The 18,658-nt window shown below is 60.7% G+C and carries 16 protein-coding genes and 1 tRNA gene; 6 read left to right on the forward strand and 11 right to left on the reverse strand.

Annotated features, from left to right (window positions below):
- Positions 1-3 precede the first annotated feature (3 nt).
- Entirely contained in the window at positions 4-1,014 is a 1,011-nt protein-coding gene (locus RIB87_RS08935) for a Gfo/Idh/MocA family protein (RefSeq protein ID WP_350145714.1), read from the reverse strand.
- Between the two features lie 181 nt (positions 1,015-1,195).
- On the opposite strand from RIB87_RS08935, the gene RIB87_RS08940 reads away from it, so the two are divergent.
- Complete coding sequence (locus RIB87_RS08940) at positions 1,196-2,212, forward strand: NADP-dependent oxidoreductase (protein ID WP_350145716.1); 1,017 nt, start codon at positions 1,196-1,198, stop codon at positions 2,210-2,212.
- 82 nt (positions 2,213-2,294) lie between these two features.
- Entirely contained in the window at positions 2,295-3,320 is a 1,026-nt protein-coding gene (locus RIB87_RS08945; RefSeq protein ID WP_350145718.1) for an NADP-dependent oxidoreductase, read from the forward strand.
- Positions 3,321-3,382: 62 nt separating this feature from the next.
- Here the strand turns inward: RIB87_RS08945 and RIB87_RS15515 are convergent, their stop codons facing one another.
- From RIB87_RS15515 to RIB87_RS08975, 5 genes are all read right to left on the reverse strand, one after another.
- Positions 3,383-5,377, reverse strand: a complete 1,995-nt coding sequence (locus tag RIB87_RS15515; protein WP_502943232.1) for an alpha/beta fold hydrolase — start codon at positions 5,375-5,377, stop codon at positions 3,383-3,385.
- Between the two features lie 68 nt (positions 5,378-5,445).
- Complete coding sequence (locus tag RIB87_RS08960) at positions 5,446-6,825, reverse strand: class II 3-deoxy-7-phosphoheptulonate synthase (protein WP_350145720.1); 1,380 nt, start codon at positions 6,823-6,825, stop codon at positions 5,446-5,448.
- Between the two features lie 173 nt (positions 6,826-6,998).
- Positions 6,999-8,381, reverse strand: coding sequence for a glutathione-disulfide reductase (gor, locus tag RIB87_RS08965; protein ID WP_350145722.1), 1,383 nt, complete (start codon positions 8,379-8,381; stop codon positions 6,999-7,001).
- 79 nt (positions 8,382-8,460) lie between these two features.
- Positions 8,461-9,162, reverse strand: a complete 702-nt coding sequence (rpiA, locus tag RIB87_RS08970) for a ribose-5-phosphate isomerase RpiA (RefSeq protein WP_350146557.1) — start codon at positions 9,160-9,162, stop codon at positions 8,461-8,463.
- Between the two features lie 14 nt (positions 9,163-9,176).
- A complete protein-coding gene (locus tag RIB87_RS08975; RefSeq protein ID WP_350145724.1) occupies positions 9,177-10,658 on the reverse strand; it encodes an NAD-dependent succinate-semialdehyde dehydrogenase in 1,482 nt (493 codons plus the stop codon).
- 213 nt (positions 10,659-10,871) lie between these two features.
- Between RIB87_RS08975 and RIB87_RS08980 the strand changes: the two genes are divergently transcribed.
- The 3 genes from RIB87_RS08980 (at position 10,872) to RIB87_RS08990 (ending at position 12,894) form a co-directional block, all read left to right on the forward strand.
- The gene (locus RIB87_RS08980) at positions 10,872-11,999 is read left to right on the forward strand and encodes a M14 family metallopeptidase (RefSeq protein ID WP_350145726.1); all 1,128 of its coding nucleotides are present in this window, start codon (positions 10,872-10,874) and stop codon (positions 11,997-11,999) included.
- A 73-nt stretch (positions 12,000-12,072) separates the two neighbouring features.
- Positions 12,073-12,750: a phosphoglycolate phosphatase gene (gene gph / locus RIB87_RS08985; RefSeq protein WP_350145728.1), complete on the forward strand. Its 678-nt coding sequence runs from the start codon at positions 12,073-12,075 to the stop codon at positions 12,748-12,750.
- 69 nt (positions 12,751-12,819) lie between these two features.
- Positions 12,820-12,894 (forward strand) — tRNA-Val (locus RIB87_RS08990).
- A gap of 83 nt (positions 12,895-12,977) precedes the next feature.
- On the opposite strand, the gene RIB87_RS08995 is transcribed toward RIB87_RS08990, so the two are convergent.
- From RIB87_RS08995 to RIB87_RS09015, 5 genes are read right to left on the reverse strand one after another with little or no spacing between them, the layout of a single operon-like run.
- Entirely contained in the window at positions 12,978-13,601 is a 624-nt protein-coding gene (locus tag RIB87_RS08995; protein ID WP_350145730.1) for a DUF937 domain-containing protein, read from the reverse strand.
- Positions 13,602-13,625: 24 nt separating this feature from the next.
- Positions 13,626-15,308, reverse strand: a complete 1,683-nt coding sequence (locus tag RIB87_RS09000; RefSeq protein WP_350145732.1) for an ArnT family glycosyltransferase — start codon at positions 15,306-15,308, stop codon at positions 13,626-13,628.
- Between the two features lie 45 nt (positions 15,309-15,353).
- A complete protein-coding gene (locus RIB87_RS09005; protein ID WP_350145734.1) occupies positions 15,354-16,319 on the reverse strand; it encodes an alpha/beta hydrolase in 966 nt (321 codons plus the stop codon).
- A gap of 3 nt (positions 16,320-16,322) precedes the next feature.
- A complete protein-coding gene (locus RIB87_RS09010) occupies positions 16,323-16,913 on the reverse strand; it encodes a uracil-DNA glycosylase family protein (protein ID WP_350145736.1) in 591 nt (196 codons plus the stop codon).
- Between the two features lie 5 nt (positions 16,914-16,918).
- Positions 16,919-18,067 carry an acyl-CoA dehydrogenase family protein gene (locus tag RIB87_RS09015; RefSeq protein WP_350145738.1) on the reverse strand — a complete coding sequence of 383 codons (1,149 nt, stop codon included), beginning with the start codon at positions 18,065-18,067 and terminating at the stop codon, positions 16,919-16,921.
- Positions 18,068-18,226: 159 nt separating this feature from the next.
- Between RIB87_RS09015 and RIB87_RS09020 the strand changes: the two genes are divergently transcribed.
- The gene (locus RIB87_RS09020; protein WP_350145740.1) at positions 18,227-18,649 is read left to right on the forward strand and encodes a PaaI family thioesterase; all 423 of its coding nucleotides are present in this window, start codon (positions 18,227-18,229) and stop codon (positions 18,647-18,649) included.
- The last annotated feature ends 9 nt before the right edge of the window (positions 18,650-18,658 follow it).

Here is an 18,658-nt window from a genome sequence, read left to right on the forward strand (position 1 = left end):
GCCTCACACCCGATCTTCGCGGGTCAGCGGGCGATCTTCGCGGGTCAGCGGGCCGACGGCGGCCTCAATGGCCAACGCCGTGGCCAGTGCACGGCGGGCGTCCTCGCCGGATACGCGTGGCCGCGCGCCGGTGGCAACCGCATTGACGAAGCCACCGATTTCTTCGGCCAGCGGATCCTGCGCCACCAGTTCGTCGATCACCGGCAGGCCGTCAACCTCTTCAGGGTCCATGACACGGCGAACACCGTCGGCGTTCTTCTCGGTCAGCTCGAATTGCCGGTTGGCAAAATCAATCATGATCTCGCGGTCATCACAAATGATGCGCACGGAGCGTTCCAGCTTGTCACCAACGCGACTGGCAAACACGCGCACGGTGCGGCCATCCTTTGTGGTGACGACGGCGTCTACTTCGTCCGCAAGGTCGCCATGCACGGCACGGCCTGTGGCCTCAACCGTTTGTGGCTGATAGCGCAAAATCTGGTGTGAAATATCAATGTCGTGGATCATCAGATCGAGGATCGCGCTCACATCCACATTGCGGCCGGTAAACGGCCCTGCCCTGCGGCAGATAATTTCGCATGGGTCTGACACGAGCGTGGGCAGGTCAAACCGCGAAAACACATAGCGCTCCTGATGGCCCACCTGAATGACCGCACGCTTGTCGCGCGCCAGCTTTATCAGCGTGTCGGCATCTTCAAGCGTGGTCGCAATCGGCTTTTCAATGAGCACATGAATGCCCTGCTCCAAAAACAGTTTTGCGAGTTCAAAGTGCCGGGTTGCGGGGGCAACGATGGACACCGCGTCCACCTGCCCGAAAAAATCTTCCGGCGCACTCATCACCGCGCAGGAGAACTCATCCGCTACGTGTTTGGCGCGCTCAGGGTTCAGGTCGTAAACACCCGCCAGATCAGAGCCGGGCACGGTTGCGTATTTGCTTACATGCAGACGGCCAAAATAGCCCGCACCGATAACACCAGTGCGCACGCGGGACAGTTTGGGGCGGGTATAAGCCATAAAGCGGGATCAAAGCTCCGGATCAAAACGGAAGGCAGCAGACGTGCCAGAATGCGCGCGAAGCTAGGCGATATGGGCGCAAAGGCCAAGCACTGCCTTGGGTATCGCAGGCGGTTGCCATCTCCCGCCCTGCCCGTGCTAGCTTGCCCGCTCACACGCATTCCCGATCCGGAGACCGACAATGCCCGCAGACCAGATGCGCGAAATCACTCTTGCCAAAACGCCTGAGGGCAAACTCGATGTCGCAGACTTTGCGCCGCGCACGGTGCCGGTGCCGACACCGGGCGACGGCGAGGTGCTGATACGCGTGCTGTATATTTCGATTGATGCGGCCAACCGCGCCTGGATGCAGGGCCGCACCTATCGTGAGCAGGTGCTGCCGGGCACCAGGATGGCCGGTGGAGCGATTGGTGAAGTCGTTGCGTCCAACGATCCAGCTTTCGCCGTCGGCGACATTGTGGAAGCGGACACTGGCTGGTGTGAGTACGCGGCACTGCCCGGAAAGCTGCTTGAGAAACGCACGCCGCGCGGGCCGCTGACGCATCTGCTGTCGATCCTCGGCATCACCGGCAAGACAGCGTATTTCGGCCTGCTGCACATCGGCAAGCCCAAGGCGGGTGAAACCGTGGTGGTGTCGGCGGCGGCGGGCGCTGTGGGGTCTGTTGTCGGGCAATTGGCCAAGGCGGCAGGGGCGCGGGTGGTGGGCATTGCAGGCTCGGCCGACAAATGCGCATGGCTGGTCAATGACCTTGGCTTTGATGCCGCCATCAACTACCGCGACGAAAATGTGATGAAAGCCGTCAAGCGCGAGGCGCCTGACGGAGTGGATGTGTTTTTCGACAATGTCGGCGGTGACGTTTTTGAAGGCGTGCTGTTTCGCATGAACACACACGGTCGCATCGTGTGTTGCGGCGCTGTTTCGCAGTATGACACGGATACGCCCAGCCACGGGCCGCGCGGCGTGCCGGGGCTGATTGTCACCAAACGCCTGAAAGTTGAAGGCTTTATTGTGATGGACTTTTTCGACCAGTCGCCGCAGGCCGAGGCCGAACTGGCCGGTATGGTCGCGCAAGGCAAAATCAAGGTGGCTGAGGACATTACCGAAGGTATCGAAAGCGCGCCCGCAGCACTCGTGGGCCTTTTGAACGGCGACAATGTGGGCAAGCGCATGGTGCACGTTGCTGACCGCACAAACTGAGCTACGGGGCTGACGCCGCCAAAGCAATTCCGTAAACGGATGAACAGCTAAAACAACTCAAAAGCAACCAAGGGAGACGAATATGTCTAATGTCGTATCGAAGGAAATCCGCCTGGCGAGGCGCCCGGTGGGGATGCCGAAACTCGAGGATTTTGAAGTCGGCGAAGCACAGATTGCAGCGCCCGGCGACGGCGAAGTGCTGGTGCGCAACATATGGATGTCCGTGGATCCTTATATGCGCGGCCGGATGTATGACCGCGAAAGCTACGTGCCGCCGTTCCAGATCGGCAAGCCGCTTGAAGGCGGTGCCATCGGTCAGGTGATTGCTTCCAACTCCGACAAGGTAGCCGTGGGCGACTATGTACAGTCAATGCTGGGCTGGCGGGAGTATTTTGTAGCAGGCGGCGACACCGTGCAGAAGGTGGACGCAAAAGCTGCGCCCATTCAGGCGTATCTGGGCACGCTGGGGATGCCGGGCATGACCGCTTATGCGGGGCTGCTGCGGGTTGGTGAACTCAAGGATGGCGAGACGGTTTTCGTCTCTGCCGCATCGGGTGCGGTGGGGTCCATCGTTTGTCAGATAGCCAAGGCCAAAGGCTGCTTCGTGGTGGGCACGGCTGGCTCTGACGACAAGTGCAAATGGCTGGAAGAGACCGCTGGCATCGACAAGGCCATCAACTACAAAACCTGTGGCGACCTGACGGAAGCTGTGCGCAAGGCAGCACCCAAGGGGGTTGACGTGTATTTTGAAAATGTCGGTGGCGAGCACCTGACGGCCGCCCTTGAAAACATGCGTCCCATGGGTCGGCTGGCCATGTGCGGCATGATTTCCCAGTACAACGACACCGAGCCTGCACCGGGGCCAAGCAACCTCATTTACATGGTAGGCAAGAGCCTGAAGATGCAGGGCTTCATAGTGTCCAACCATTTTGATCTGCTGCCGGACTTTATCCGCGACATGTCGAAGTGGATTGGTGAGGGCAAGATCAAATGGGAAGAAACGGTGGAAGACGGTATTGAGCGTGCGCCCAACGCATTTCTCAATCTGTTTACCGGCGGCAACATGGGCAAGATGCTGGTGAAGGTCGGGCCGGACAGCGCCGTCTAGGGTCGCCAGCTTTTCATGACGTTACAAGCGCCACCCCGTGCGTATCCCGCGGGGTGGCGTTTTTATGCGACTGGCGCGAAGAAGCCGAGCATCCACACAGTGCCCAGCGCCAGTGCACAGCCTGATGCCAACGTGAAAAGCGGTATGTTGGCGCGGGTGTTTGGTCCGCCGCGCGCCACTGCAAGCACCAGTGCCAACAGGCCCGCACCGCACAGCGCAACAGCTGTCAGCGGCAGCATCAGCAGCCAGCCATGCGCCTGTGGAAGGCCCAACGCCAGAATGGCAGGTGTCATCCCGGCTGCGACATCAGCAATTGCCAGTGTCAGAACCGCGACGAATACCATAAGCGTTACAGCGCCCGCGCCCAGCAGTGCGGCACTGCCAAAAGCAGCCGCAGACGGCAGGCGGCTGTGGCGACGGCGGGCAAGGCTGGTAAGCGTCCAGACCAGGCCCACGAACATCGCAAGCACGCCCAGACCCAGCGTTGCAATCGTGAGCAGACTTCGGGTTTGCAGCACATTCGTTGCGTAAGGCAGCACACCACGCGACAGCGCCACATCAGTAACAAAAGCGATAGGTGCAATGGAAGCCACGCAGCCGTCGCGCACCAATTCACGCGGATTGTCCAGAAATGCCGCTGTTATGTCTTGAATGCAGCCATGGGCGCGATCCACGCCGTGGCCCGTATGCAATGCATGAACGTATTGCGCGTTGGGAAACAGTCGAAAACTCGAAACAGTATTTTCAGGCGGCGTGATGGGGTCGTTGGCGCCTGAATAAAACAGCGCGGGCACCGGCGATGACACCGGGTCGTTGAAACCGGCGTCTTCAAACTGCGGGGCCCAGTCCGGGCACAGCAGGTCTTCGGTATCAAACACCGTCATGGTTCGGCGTAAAAAGCGCTCCAGCCGGTTCGTATCGCGCAGGGTCCGGCCCGGCGTCAGCCAGCGTTCGCGGCATTCGACGGACAGCCGGGCGGTGAAATCCAGGTCCAGCGCACGTGGTCCCATCACATCAATCAGGTTTGCAAGGGCATTGGCGTTTTTGCGGGCGGCCAGGTCAATCACCACGGGCACCAGCGAAATGGTTTCATCGGCATACAGCATCTGGTGGATGACGTTTGTGAAGTCCTGCGGGTTCATCACGAATTCGCCGGACGCAATAAGGCCTGTGTCTGCCGGCAGCACCAGCGGCTCGCGCCCCAGCGCGATGAGTGTTGCCAGATGAGAGGTCTCAAGGCCGGGAAATGCGCGACGGCAGGCAACATCGCGGCGGCAATCTGTATAAAGCTGCTCAAGTGCGCGCGCGTAGGAGCGGGTGGCTGTGTCACCGCCGGGCGGGAATGACGGCGGGTAGAGACTGTCCAGCACGAGGGCGCGGGTGCGGTCAGGGTGTTGGCGAACATAGTCCAGCGCCACGGTGGTTCCATAGGACACACCCATTACGTTCCACTGATCAATGCCCAGCGCTTCGCGCAGGGTTTCCATGTCGGCCACCGTGCGGCGGGTGCCATAGCCATTGAGGTCAGCGCCCTGCGCAATGATGTCGTCACGACATGCGCCTTCGATGGCGGCCTGCGCCAAGGTGGCCTGCTCAGGCGACAGATCCTCAGCCAGCATCGCGAGATACTCTCGCCCTGCGTCCGGGCAATCATCGGGGAGGGCACGGCCCGACGCGCGCTGGTCGAACAGGATAATGGCGCGATCGCGGCCCATGGGGTGTTGGGCTAACTGGCGGGTTGATTTGACAATCTGCCCGCCCGGCCCGCCATGAGCAAAGATCACCGGGGCTTTTAGCTCAGATGCCGGTGAGAGCGGCGCAATGATGGACACCGGCAGTGACAAACCACGGCCCTGTGGGGTTTCCTGCACATCCAGAAAGCCGCATGACGCGCGGTCAAATCCGTAACCGATGACATCCACGCAGGGCGCTACGCGGAAGGCCGACGACGGTGCGGCGCTTCCCGGCTCCTGCGCGTACGCAGAAGCTGACAAGAACATGCCGACAGCGACAGTCAGACAGGATGCTGTTTTTGTTATGTGCGAAAATACGGACACGCGCGCTCCCCTGTTGCCGCCATGGTAACGGCGGTAAAGGGAGCGGGCTATGACTTTATGTGCGGTTGTCAGCCCGCGGCAATAGCGCGTTCGCGCTCCTGACGTTCGGCTTTCAGACCCTCGGCAATGAGGAAGGCCAGTTCAAGCGCCTGGTTGGCGTTGAGACGCGGATCGCAATGGGTATGGTAGCGGTCCGACAGGCTTTCCTCGGTTACTTCGATGGCACCGCCCAGACATTCGGTCACGTCGGAGCCGGTCATTTCAAAATGGACACCGCCTGCGTGGGTGCCTTCGGCGCGGTGCACGGCCATAAAGTCCTGCACTTCCTTGAGGATACGATCCACAGGGCGGGTCTTGTAGCCGTTGGCAGCCTTGATGGTGTTGCCATGCATCGGGTCGCACGACCACACAACTTTTTTGCCCTCACGCTCGATGGCACGAATGAGCGGCGGCAGGCCGTCGCCGACTTTTTCAGAGCCAAAACGCGCGATAAGTGTCAGGCGGCCAGGCTCATTGTCCGGGTTCAGCGCATCACACAGGCGCACCAGTTCGTCCGGCTCCAGCGAGGGGCCGCACTTCATGGCGATGGGGTTCTTGATGCCGCGCATGAACTCCACGTGGGCCTCGTCAGGGTGGCGGGTGCGGTCGCCGATCCACAGCATGTGGGCGGATGTGTCGTACCAGTCGCCGGTCGTTGAATCGACACGGGTCATCGCCTGCTCGTAACCAAGCAGCAGTGCTTCATGGCTGGTGTAAAAATCCGTCTGCTGCAACTGCGGGGTTGAATCAGCGTCAATACCGCAGGCCTTCATGAAGTCCAGCGTCTCGGAGATGCGCGTGGCCAGTTCCTCGTAGCGGTGGCCCTGGGGGCTGTCAGCGACGAATCCCATGTTCCAGCGATGCACGAAGTTGAGGTCAGCATAGCCGCCCTGCGCGAACGCGCGCAGCAGGTTGAGCGTTGAAGCTGCCTGCGAATAGGCCTGCACCTGGCGCGCCGGATCAGGATTGCGCACGGCTGCATCAAACTCGATCCCGTTGATGTTGTCGCCAAAGTAACTGGGCAACGTGACATCGCCCTGGGTTTCAGTGGCAGCGGAACGCGGCTTGGCGAACTGGCCGGCAATGCGGCCCACTTTCACAACCGGCGAACCTGCCGCGAAGGTAAGCACGACCGCCATCTGCAACAGGACACGGAACGTATCTCGGATATTATCCGGGTGAAACTCGGCGAAGCTCTCAGCACAGTCGCCGCCCTGCAGCAAAAAAGCACGGCCCTCGGCAACGTCTGCAAGGTCGGCTTTCAGCGCGCGCGCTTCGCCTGCAAAGACCAGCGGCGGGTAGCCGGCAAGAGTCTTTTCAACGTCCGCGAGCTTTTCAGCATCCGGGTATTCGGGAATGTGTTTGGCGGGTTTTAACCGCCAGGAATTGGGCTTCCAGGTATCACTCATGTCATCACTCGCATTTGGTGCTGCCGGGATGCTGTTTGCAGCAGCCGCCAGCCAAAATGCCGGAAGGCTGCAAACCGCTCGAAATGACCCGGAGACGGGCGATATATACGCGCGCAGCGCTGTTGATTCCACCCCCTGCCGCTGCGGACGTTGGGCGGCAGGACACGAAGTGGTTAATCCGCCGCGATTGCGTCGGGCTGCGGTTCGGGCGTTTTCATGGTCACCAGCTCTTCCGCGGCTGTGGGATGCACCGCCACAGTGGCGTCAAACTGCGCTTTTGTGGCTCCCATCTGCACGGCAATGCCCACGGCCTGGATGATTTCGCCGGACGCGGGGCCGATCATATGAACGCCCAGTACGCGGTCTGTCTGCGGGTGCACGATGATTTTCATCATGGTCTTTTCATCGCGCCCTGACAGCGTGTGCTTCATGGCGCGGAAGGTGGATTTATAAATATCCACCCGGCCAAACGCCTTGCGTGCTTCGGCCTCGGAAATACCCACGGTGCCGATCTCAGGAGATGAGAACACCGCCGTTGGAATGATTGAGTGATCGACGGCAACAGGATTGTTGTTGAAAACGGTTTCAGCGAACGCGGCCCCCTCGCGGATGGCAACCGGCGTCAGGTTGGCACGGTTGGTGACATCACCCACCGCGTAGATGTTGTCGATACTGGTTTTGGAATAGGCATCCACCGCGATCGCGCCGTTGGGCAGAACCTCGACGCCCACAGTCTCCAGCCCCAGCCCCTGCGAGTTGGGATTGCGGCCAATGGCGAACATGATGGCATCTGTTTCCAGCACGGACCCGTCGCTGAGCGTGGCGTGCAATTCATCGCCGGACTTGTCGATACGGTCAAACACCTTTCCGGTGATGATCCGTACACCCTTCTTTTCCATTTCAGTGTGCAGCGTGGTCCGCAAATCGTCGTCAAAGCCGCGCAGGATCTCCTCACCGCGATAGAGCAGCGTGGTTTCCACACCCAGTCCGTTGAAAATACCGGCGAACTCGACGGAGATGTAGCCACCCCCCGCCACCACGATGCGTTTTGGCAGTTCTTCCAGGTGGAACGCTTCGTTGGAGGTGATCGCGTGTTCGTGGCCGGGCACTTCGTGCACATTGGGCGTCGCGCCGGTGGCGATGAGGATGTATTTCGCGGTCACGTCGCGGTTTTGGTTCACCAGATGGATCGTGTGTTTGTCCTTGATGATGGCGCGGTCTTCGATGATCTCCACGCCGGAGCCTGCAAGGTTGCGGATATAGATGCCGTTGAGGCGATCAATTTCCTGGTCCTTGTTGGCAATCAGCGTTTTCCAGTCGAACCTTGCGCCTTCCACCGTCCAGCCAAAGCCTGCAGCATCTTCGATTTCTTCATGCACATGGCTGGCATAAACAAACAGCTTCTTGGGGACGCAGCCGCGAATGACGCAGGTACCGCCAACGCGGTATTCTTCCGCCACCGCCACTTTGGCCCCGTGAGAGGCCGCCATGCGTGAGGCGCGTACACCGCCCGACCCGGCACCGATGGTGAAAAGGTCATAATCATAGTCAGCCATCTGTCAGGCCCTTCTTTTTCCCGTGACGCAGAACAGATGGGACGTGCCCACCCTACCGCAACTCACAAGCGCTTGATTGCTAGCGTTTCAGCGTTTCGATTGTGCCATCGGCCCTGCCGATAATTGCTGCATGGGCAAGGCCCAAAAAAAGACCGTGCTCCACAACGCCGGGCAGCCGAGACACATAGGTGCCCAACCCGTCCGGGTCGGGGATTTCGCCCAGTGCCCAGTCGAAAATCAGATTGTTGCTGTCGGTGAGGAACGGCTCGTCATATTCGTCCGTACGCAGCGACAACGCTCCCTCGCAGCCGTATAGCTTGCCTGCTTCAAGAATGCGGTCGCCGGTTGCCCGCGCACCAAACGGCACCACCTCGACGGGAAGCGGAAAATTGCCCAGATGCGGCACGACCTTGCTTTCGTCAGCAATAACGATCATTTGCCTTGATGCAAACGCGACGATTTTTTCACGCAACAGCGCGCCTCCGCCGCCTTTTATGAGATTGAGATGCGGGCCGATCTCGTCGGCTCCGTCAATGGTAAGGTCGAGATGCGGCACTTCGTCGAGACTGGTCACGGTCAGCCCCACCTCTTTGGCGAGTGCGCCCGTTGCTTGTGATGTTGGCACACACAAAAAGTCCAGCGCCTCGCGCCGCGCCTTTGCGCCCAGCGCCTTGACAAAATGCGCCGCCGTCGAGCCGGTGCCCAGTCCCAGCTTCATGCCAGGCTTTACATGCTCAAGGGCAGCCTCCGCGGCCACGCGCTTTTGTTCGTCTGCTGTCAGGTTGGTGTCGCTCATCAGGCTGTACCCCCATCAAGACCGCCAAAGGTCATGTATTTGGGCTCCAGAAACTCCTCGATGCCCCATTTGCCGCCTTCGCGACCGACGCCGCTTTCCTTCACACCGCCAAACGGTGCCACTTCAACTGACAGCAGCGCCTCGTTGAGGCCGACAATGCCAAAATCCAGCGCTTCCCCGACCCGCCAGCAGCGCCCCACATCGCGCGTGTAAACATAAGCTGCCAGCCCGTATTTTGTGTCGTTCGCCATGGCGATGGCTTCTTCTTCGGTGCGGAAGCGGAACACCGGCGCGACGGGGCCAAACGTTTCCTCCTGCGCTATGCGCATGGTGGGTTCGGCATCTATCAGCACCGTCGGCTCATAAAACGTGCCGCCCAGCGCATGGCGGTTGCCGCCGGTGCCAAGTTTTGCGCCCTTCGCCAGTGCATCCGCCACATGAGCTTCGACTTTTTCCAGCGCTGCCTTGTCGATCAGCGGGCCTTGTTCCATGCCATCCTCAAGGCCGTTGCCCACCTTGAGCTTTGAAACGGCTGCCGAGAGCTTCTGTGTAAATACGGCGTACACGGAGTTTTGCACAAGAATGCGGTTGGTACATACGCAGGTCTGTCCGGTGTTGCGATACTTGGAGGCAATGGCCCCCTGCACCGCGCGGTCAATGTCAGCGTCGTCAAACACAATGAACGGGGCGTTGCCGCCAAGCTCCATGCTGGTTTTTTTGACGGTGCGTGCGCTTTGCTCCATCAGCAGCTTTCCCACAGCGGTTGACCCGGTGAATGTCACCACCCTTACCGCATCATGCGACGTATAAACGCCGCCAATCTCAACCTCATTGCCGGTCACAACGTTGAAGCACCCGGCGGGAAGGCCTGCGCGCTCTGCCAGTTCGCACAGGGCAAGCGCGGACAAAGGGGTTTGCGGGGCGGGCTTGCACACCACGGTGCAGCCTGCGGCCAGTGCCGGGGCGACCTTGCGCAAAATCATTGCGTTGGGAAAGTTCCACGGGGTGATGGCAGCGACCACGCCAATGGGCTGTTTGCTGACAACAATGCGCCGATCAGTGAAATGTGCGGGCACCGTGTCGCCATACACGCGCTTGGCTTCTTCGCCATAAAACTCGGTGAAGGCGGCACCATAGCGGATTTCTGCCAGTGCTTCGGGCAGTGGTTTGCCCTGCTCCAGCGTCAGCAGTCGGGCCAGGTCATCTTCGTGCTGCGTCATCAGGTCAAACCATCGGCGGATGATTTGCGCGCGTTGTTTGGCAGGGCGTTTGGACCAGGTCTTAAAAGCCGCCTCGGCAGCTTCCACCGAGCGGGTGGCCTCGGCGCGGCCAAGTGATGCGACCTTCGCGATTACCTCGCCTGTGGCGGGGTTGGTGACCTCGGTCGTTGCGCCGGCTTCATGGCGCACCCACTGGCCATCAATGTACGCATCCTCACGAAACAAAGTGTCGTCGTTCAGTCCTGCCGGTGCTGCGCTCATGCCCTGGTTCTCCCCGCCCACACGTCCTGTCAAAGGAGTGCCGCTTACGTAGTCATGCGTTCTAGCGGCTGCCGGGGCCGGTGCAAAGGGTGAGCGGCGGTATTTGCCTGCATGTCGCAGCAGCATTTTGCAGCAGCATGGCGCTAAAGTGCCGGGTAGTTGATACTGATCGGCATCTGCATTTCATATGCGCTGCTTAATAAGGCCGCTCCCTTGCCCTCGCCACCCTCCCCTTTTGCCAGCACCTATGCGCAGGCGCGTGAGCTGTTTTCGCGCACAGCGCAGGCTGCGGGCGGGCACCTCACGGCAATTTCGCATCCCCTGCCCGGCCCAACGGGCGAATCACTCGCTATTGATCTGGCACTTCTGGGGCCTGACGATGCGCATACGGTCGTTGTGTGTCTCAGCGGTGTTCACGGCGCTGAGGGCTTTGCCGGGTCGGGCGCGCAGGTGGCATGGCTGCAGCATCACGCGGGTGGATCGCTGCCTGACGGGGTGTCGATGCTGTTTGTGCATGGGGTCAACCCGTGGGGCTTCGCGCACGGATTGCGGGGCACGGAAGACAATATCGACATCAACCGCAACTGGCTGGACCACACACAACCGCACCCGCAAAACCCGCTCTATGCGGAAATCCATCCGCACCTGTGTCCCCCGGACATGTCGCGTGCATCCGTGGAAAAAATGCTCATGGCAGGCGGACGGTTTGTGGAGAGACACGGGCAATGGGCACTGGAAGATGCCATCAGCCGCGGGCAATACACTCACCCGGATGGCTACCACTTTGGTGGCACATCACTGGCGTGGTCCACGCGCGAGCTTCAAAAGGTGGTGAGAGAGCGACTGGCAACCGCCCGCCGCGTGGCCTATGTGGATTTTCACTCAGGTCCGGTGGGCAACGGCGAAACCATTTTCCTGTGTTTCAGTGACGAGGAAAGTGTGTCGCGCACACGTGCAGCCCAGTGGTGGGGAGAAGATGCGCTGGCCGCGCAAACCGTTGAAAAACAATGGGGCTCGCAACGCCCGACCCGCAGCGGCATTGTTTTCTGGGGTCTTGAAAAAATGCTGGAAGGCCAGGCTGATGTGGCCGGGGCGGTGGTTGAGTTTTGCTCCGCGCGGGCGCGTTCGGAAGCCCGCTATATCATGCGCATTCCCATGCTCGAACGCTGGCTGCGGTTTGTCGGCGGGCTGGATGCGCCCGAAGCGCCGGGCTACCTGATGGAAATCCGTGACACCTATGCGCCGCGTCGCGCCGACTGGGAACGTCGGGTGGCCGCGGGCGCGATTGATGTTCTGGACAAAACGCTGGCCGGAGCCGCCGCATGGGCGCACGAAAGCTGATGGCTCTTACTTGCACGCAGGGCTGCCCCATGGCACACGCGCAATGCGCACCCACTCACAAGGCACTCGCGGCATGACTACACCCCTCACTGTCCTGTTTGATCTGGACGGCACGCTTGCTGACACAGCGCTGGACCTGACGGAAACCATGAATGTGGTTTTGGCCCGCCATGGCCGTGCCCGTGTGCCCCATGAGCGCGTGCGCGAGATGGTGGGCGGCGGTGCGCGTAAAATCATGGAGCGCGGTTTTGAAGCAACCGGCGCACCTGCCAGCGAGGCGTTGCTTGAGCAGGTGTTCCGCGAGTTTCTGGATTATTACGGCAATCATCTGGCCGACCATACGAAGATATTCGACGGCCTGGTGCCGGTGCTCGAAACACTTCAGGCGCGCGGCGTAAAGCTGGGCGTTGTTACCAACAAGGTGGAAGACTTGTCGCTCAAGGTACTTGAGCTTCTGGACCTGTCACGGTTCTTCACGGTGCTGATCGGGGGCGACACGCTGCCCGTGAAGAAGCCGGACCCGGAACCACTGTTTGAAGCGGTGCGGCGCCTGGGAGGCGACCCTGCCCGCACCGTGATGGTTGGCGACAGCCCTTTCGATATTGACGCTGCCAGAAATGCCGCCATGCCCGCCATCGCGGTGTCGTTTGGCTACACACACGTTCCGCCGCGCGAGATGGGCGCAGACGTCGTGATAGATCATTACAACGAGTTTCTGGAAGCGCTTGACGGCATTGTGCCGTCTGCTTGACTTTGCCGCGCGGCAAACCTAGAACGCGGCTCCCCGGCTGCATTGCCCTGTTGCAGATGCAGCACCGGCGGGCGCGTAGCTCAGTGGGAGAGCACTGTGTTCACACCGCAGGGGTCGCTGGTTCAATCCCAGCCGCGCCCACCATTTTTCCACTCACGGTAATTCGCTTTGTCGATGCCTCCACGGGCTGCGGCCTCAGCTTTGGGATTCCCAACATGATAGGCGTGCTAACGCTTGAACAGGCTGCCCAGCACGTCGTCGATCATGGAGCCGTCGCCGTCCTGGTCGAGGGCGGAGGTGAGCAGGTCGGCGGCTGAGTTGCCTGCGGAGCGGGCGCCTTTGTTGTTGCCGCCAAGCACGCTGCCGAGCACGCCGCTGACGACATCGCCGAGACCACCACCGCCTGATGATGCGCCGCTGCCCGTATAGGCGGTGCCGCCGCCGGCTTTTTTGCTCAGCGCGCCCATCACCATGGTGGCCACCACAGGCAGCATCTTTTTCAGCACATCATTATCGAGGCCTGTTTGAGCTGACGCGCGTTGGGCAACAGCGCGGCTTACATCCTTCGATCCAAGGGCGTGACCCAATATCTTGTTGCCGACCTGCGCGGCCTGTGGAGTTGCAACCTGGGCGGGGTCGTCCAGATATTTATCGTGATCGCCCTGCGCCAACGCGGACAGAAGCGAATTAAGACCACCCTGTTTGGCGTTGCGCTGCATTCCGCCGGTAACAGCGGGTACGAGCGCGCCCAGCGCACCCAGCGCCTGACCCTTGTCGAGGCCGAACTGCTGCGCCAGTGCATCAACGGACTTGCCGCCCTGTGCGTCCATCAGCATGTTTACCAGGTCCATGGGGTGTCTCCGTCAGGTGTGTGTTTACGGGCTTACGCGCCGGTGAATGATAATCGCAACTACATCGCCGCGCGAATAGTTAAGCCCGGTGACTTCGCCGACAGGCATAGTTTCAAGGCCAAGGGACCGAGCGGTTGCGGCAAAGGCTGCCGCTTCACGGTCCTCAACGAGGGCCAGTGTTGCATTGCCCGCTGCAAGTTCCGCTGCAGCCGTCGGGCCGTTTGTCAGGAGCGTTTCCGTGCCAAGCGCAAATACGAGGCTTGGTTCAGAGAACCCGGCGGAGACAACCCGCTCACCCAGCAGGCTTTGTGCATCCAGAGTGGCGGCAACGCGCTCAGCCACCCACAACGGTTCGACGCGGGGGCGGGCAAACTCAAGCAGGGCAACGGAAAACGCAATGCCGGTGACCGCCAGCGCCACCACCATGCCGGCAGGCCGTGCGCGCCAGGCCAGAAATATGGCCTGCACAGCGAGCGCTGCAAAAATGCCGGCACCCACCACCGGCCATGGCCCGGGCTCCTGCCCCATGCCTTCGGGCAACAGCACCGGCAGCGCAACGATGGCGGCTGCCAGCAGCGTTGCCAGCACCGCCCAGACTGCGATGTTGACCCGTGCCAATCGCGACCTGAGGCGTGCAGGATCAACGAATGCAGCCGCAATGAAAGCCGCAACCAGAATGGCAAGGGCGGGATATACCGGCAGCACGTAATGCGGCAGCTTGGTTGGGACGATTTCAAACACCAGCCAGTTGGGAATGATCCACGCAGCCAGAAACATCACGGCATTGCTGTGCCTGTCGCCCCACGCTTTGGCGATGGCGGGCAACAGCAGCATGTTGACCGGAAAGAATGTCAGGGTGAGCAGTGCCAGGTAATACCCAAAGGGCGCGCCGTGGCTTTCCTGTCCGCCTGCGAGCTTGGGCAGGAAGTCTCCCCCCACTGCCTCGCCAAAGAAAGCACCGCCGGTGGTGATCCATACGCTGATTGCCCAGGGCAGGGTGAGCACCAGCAGCAGTGCAAAGCCGCGCACAGGCCGCAATGCAAACAGCCATTTGATGTCTCGGCTGAAAACGATGAGCATCAGCGCGGTCAGCCCGCTCACCATGGGGGCAATCGGGCCTTTGAGCAAAATGCCGATGGCCATGGCGGCCCAGAACAACAGCGCATTGCCGATACCGGGAACCAGCCGCCGGGGATCACGTGCCAGCCACACCCGCGCCAGCGCCAGTTGTGCGGCCATGATACTGGCGGCAAGAGCGGCATCGGTTTTGGCAATGTTGGCTTCGGCGACCAGCACGACGGCTGTGGCGATCAGCGCGCCTGCAATCAACCCGGCACGGTGGCCATAGAACGCTGACGCGAGCCGCCATGTCAGCAGCACCACCACTATGGCAGCGATCACGGACGGAATGCGGAAGGCCCATATGCCGGGATGTCCACTTGCTGTGTCCGCGCCAAGCGCGCTGGCCGTGCCGGTGGTGAGAGCCTGCATCCAGTATATGGCGACGGGTTTTTTGGCGCGCAGGTCTTCCTGAAAATGCGGCACCATATAGTCGCCGGTTTCGTGCATCTGCACGGTGGCCTGGGCAAAACGGGCTTCATCACGATCAAGCACCGGCAGAGTGAACAAGCCGGGCAGATAGAGTGCCAGACACAGCAGCAACAGCACTGTGACAGGGCGTTTTTCAGCGATGGCAAAAAAGGGCATGGGCGCGCGGCTCATCTGGGGTGGACAGCAGGGGTCTTAATGCCCTTATTCGGGCGTCGGCGCTACCTCTTGCCCGACCTTTGCTGCTGAGGGAAGCTCGCCCTCAGGGTCTGTTATCCACGCGGCAATATCAGCATACACCTGCTCCCGCGCCAGATCGCGCAGCAGCATATGCCAGCCGTCTTCGTAGCGCACGAGACGCGCAGTGCCGCCAAGTTTTTCCACTACCGCTTCCACGGGTGCGATGGGCACAATCTCATCGCGGTCACCGAACAACACCAACGTTGGTGTGGTGATGCGTGGTGCTGCGGCAAACGCGTCATCCATCAGCGTAACCAGCCCATACAGGACGTCGATACGTGTCTGGCGGATCATCAGCGGGTCGCGGCTCAGGGCGCGCAACATCTCGACATTGTCGGAGGGCCAAAGGCCCAGCCCCTCACCCCTCAGCGTGTACCAGGGCACTGTATGGGCGGCGACCCACAGGGTGCCGCGATACAGCGGGTTCATCTGCGACCAGCCCCAAAATGCAGGGCCAGACAGAATGAGACCCGCAATCGGCAGGGGGTTATCTGCCGCCGACACTGTTGCCACGGCACCACCCATGCTCACGCCCAGCAGATAGACCGGCGTGTCGGGTGCGCGGGCATGGACGGCACGCACGAGTGCTGCCACATCATCCGCCATAGCTGGTGTGCCCGCCCATCGGCCCCGGGTCGGGGTTTCACCAAAGCCGCGTTGATCCAGTGCCACAAGGCTGATGCCGCGCTGCGCAAACCATGGGCCTGCCAGTGAAAAAGCATTGCTGTAGTCATTGAAGCCGTGAGCGGCGACGATGATCGCCTGCGGGTCTTCGGCTTCAAAAGCACGTACCGCGATCTTCGTGCCATCACTTGCCCGCAGGTGGTCTGTGTAAAGCGCGGGCGGAGCAATGGCAGCACCGGGCATTTCAAAGCGCGGCGCACAGGCGCTCACAAACAAAAGACAGACAAAAAAAATGTATTTCGACATTTGCTATAGCCTGGCCGCAATTTCGCTGCGCACCACCGGCAGCACGTCGGCTTCAAACCAGGGGTTTTTCCGAAGCCACCCCGTGTTGCGCCACGAAGGATGCGGCAGGGGAATTGTACGGGGCAGATACTCCCGCCACGCGGCCACCGTGTCTGTCACCGTCTTTTTGCGTTGGTCACCCAGATGCCAGGCCTGAGCATAGGTGCCGATCACAAGTGTAAACTCAACCTGCTCGAGCATGGAAAACAGCCGGGCGCGCCACAGGTGTGCACACCGCTTGAGCGGCGGTTTGTCACTTCCCTTGGCATCAAGGCCGGGAAAGCAAAAGCCCATCGGAATAATGGCAATACGGCTTTCGTCGTAAAACGTATCGCGATCCACACCCATCCAGTCACGCAACCGATCACCTGACGGGTCGTTGAACGGGATGCCTGTCTTATGCACGCGATTGCCCGGTGCCTGCCCCACCACACAAATGCGTGCCCTCGCACTGGCCCGTACAACAGGACGCGGTGCATGGGGCAGATCATCCGCGCAGGCGGTGCAGGCGCGGATATCGCCCAGCAAGGCCGGCAGGGCGTATGGCTGGCGCATCAGCCTCAGGCAACGTCGCGCAACATGGCACGGGCGATGACGATCTGCTGGATCTGGCTGGTGCCTTCGTAGAGCCGGAAAATGCGCACGTCCCGGTAGAGCCGCTCAATGCCGTAGTCGGTGATGTATCCGGCACCACCAAATATCTGCACTGCCTTGTCGGCCACGCGACCCACCATCTCGGAGCAGAAATATTTGCTGCAGGAGGCTTCCGTCCCGATGTCTTCTCCCGCGTCACGCCTGCGGGCCGCATCCAGTACCATGCAGCGCCCAGCGTAGCTTTCGGTCTTGCAGTCGGCCAACATGCCCTGAACAAGCTGGAATTCGCCAATGGGCTGTCCAAACTGCTTGCGCTCTGCCGCATAAGCCACGCTGTCGGCAATCAGCCGTTCGGATACACCCACGCAGACCGCTGAAATATGCAGGCGGCCGCGCTCAAGAATCTTCATGGCGTTGATGAAACCCATGCCTTCCTCGCCCAGACGCAAGCGGGCGGGCACGCGCACATTGTCGAAGCTGATGTCGCAGATATGCGCTCCCTGCTGGCCCATTTTCTTTTCAGGTTTTCCCAGCGTGATGCCAGGCAGGTCAGACGGCACAATGAAGGACGAGACGCCGCGCGCGCCCTTCACGCCCGGGTCGGTGCGTGCCATCAGGGTGAAAATATCCGCCTTGTTGGCGTTGGTGATGTAGCGCTTGGTGCCGTTGATGACATAGTCATCGCCGTCCCGAATGGCTGTGGTGCGGACGGAGGCTGCGTCTGAGCCTGCTTCGGGTTCTGTCAGCGCAAAGCTGGCGATGATCTCGCCGGACGCCAGACCCGGCAACCACTCGCGCTTTTGCTCGTCACTGCCGAACATCACAATGCCCTGACTGCCGATGCCCACATTCGTGCCGAACACGGATCGAAAGGCGGGCGACGTGCGGCCCATCTCGAACATGGCCAGGCACTCGTCCTCCATCGACAGGCCAAGGCCGCCGTGCTCTTCGGGGATGGCGAGGCCAAACAGGCCAAGCTCGCGCATTTCCTGCACAATCTCGTCGGGCACGGCATCATTTTCCGCAACCTGATCTTCGAGCGGGCGCAGGCGCTGACGTACGAAGCGGGAAAGCGAATCAATCAGTTGCTGGCGGGTTTCGGCATCAAGTGACATGGAGCGGGCCTTGCTGGGTAAAAACTGTTTTCCGGTGCGCGAGACTAGCCGCACGGCTTGTGGCGCGTCAAAGACATGCATCATCCACGCGAGAGAAGATGCGGCGGGCGCAGACGTTGTGTAGGGTCATCCTGAAAAATTATTCCGGAGACACTTATCATGGCCATCAAGCCACCACCTGAACTTGCGGGTTGGGAGCACTGGCCCGGCGACGAGCCTTTTGAAAATATGGCCGGGCCGTTTTTCTACAAGCGCACGGCTGACGGGGTGGTGTCTGCCTTCAAGGTGGAACCAAAACACCTCAACGGCGGCAACGCCATTCATGGTGGCATGTTGATGACGTTTGCCGACTACGCGCTGTTCACCATTGCGCTCAATGAGCTTGATGAGGCGGGCGGTGTGACTATCTCTCTCAATGGTGAGTTCGTGGCAGCCGGTCCACCGTCGGGCCTTGTGTATGCCAGCGGCGATGTTGTGCGCTCAACCGGCAGCATGGTGTTTGTGCGCGGGCTGGTTAAAGCCGATGATACAACGCTGCTGAGTTTCAGCGGCATTGTGAAGAAGTTTAAAAAGCGCGCCTGAGGATACGAA

Origin of the sequence: Pyruvatibacter sp. (assembly GCF_040219635.1) — a bacterium.
Taxonomy (GTDB): domain Bacteria; phylum Pseudomonadota; class Alphaproteobacteria; order CGMCC-115125; family CGMCC-115125; genus Pyruvatibacter.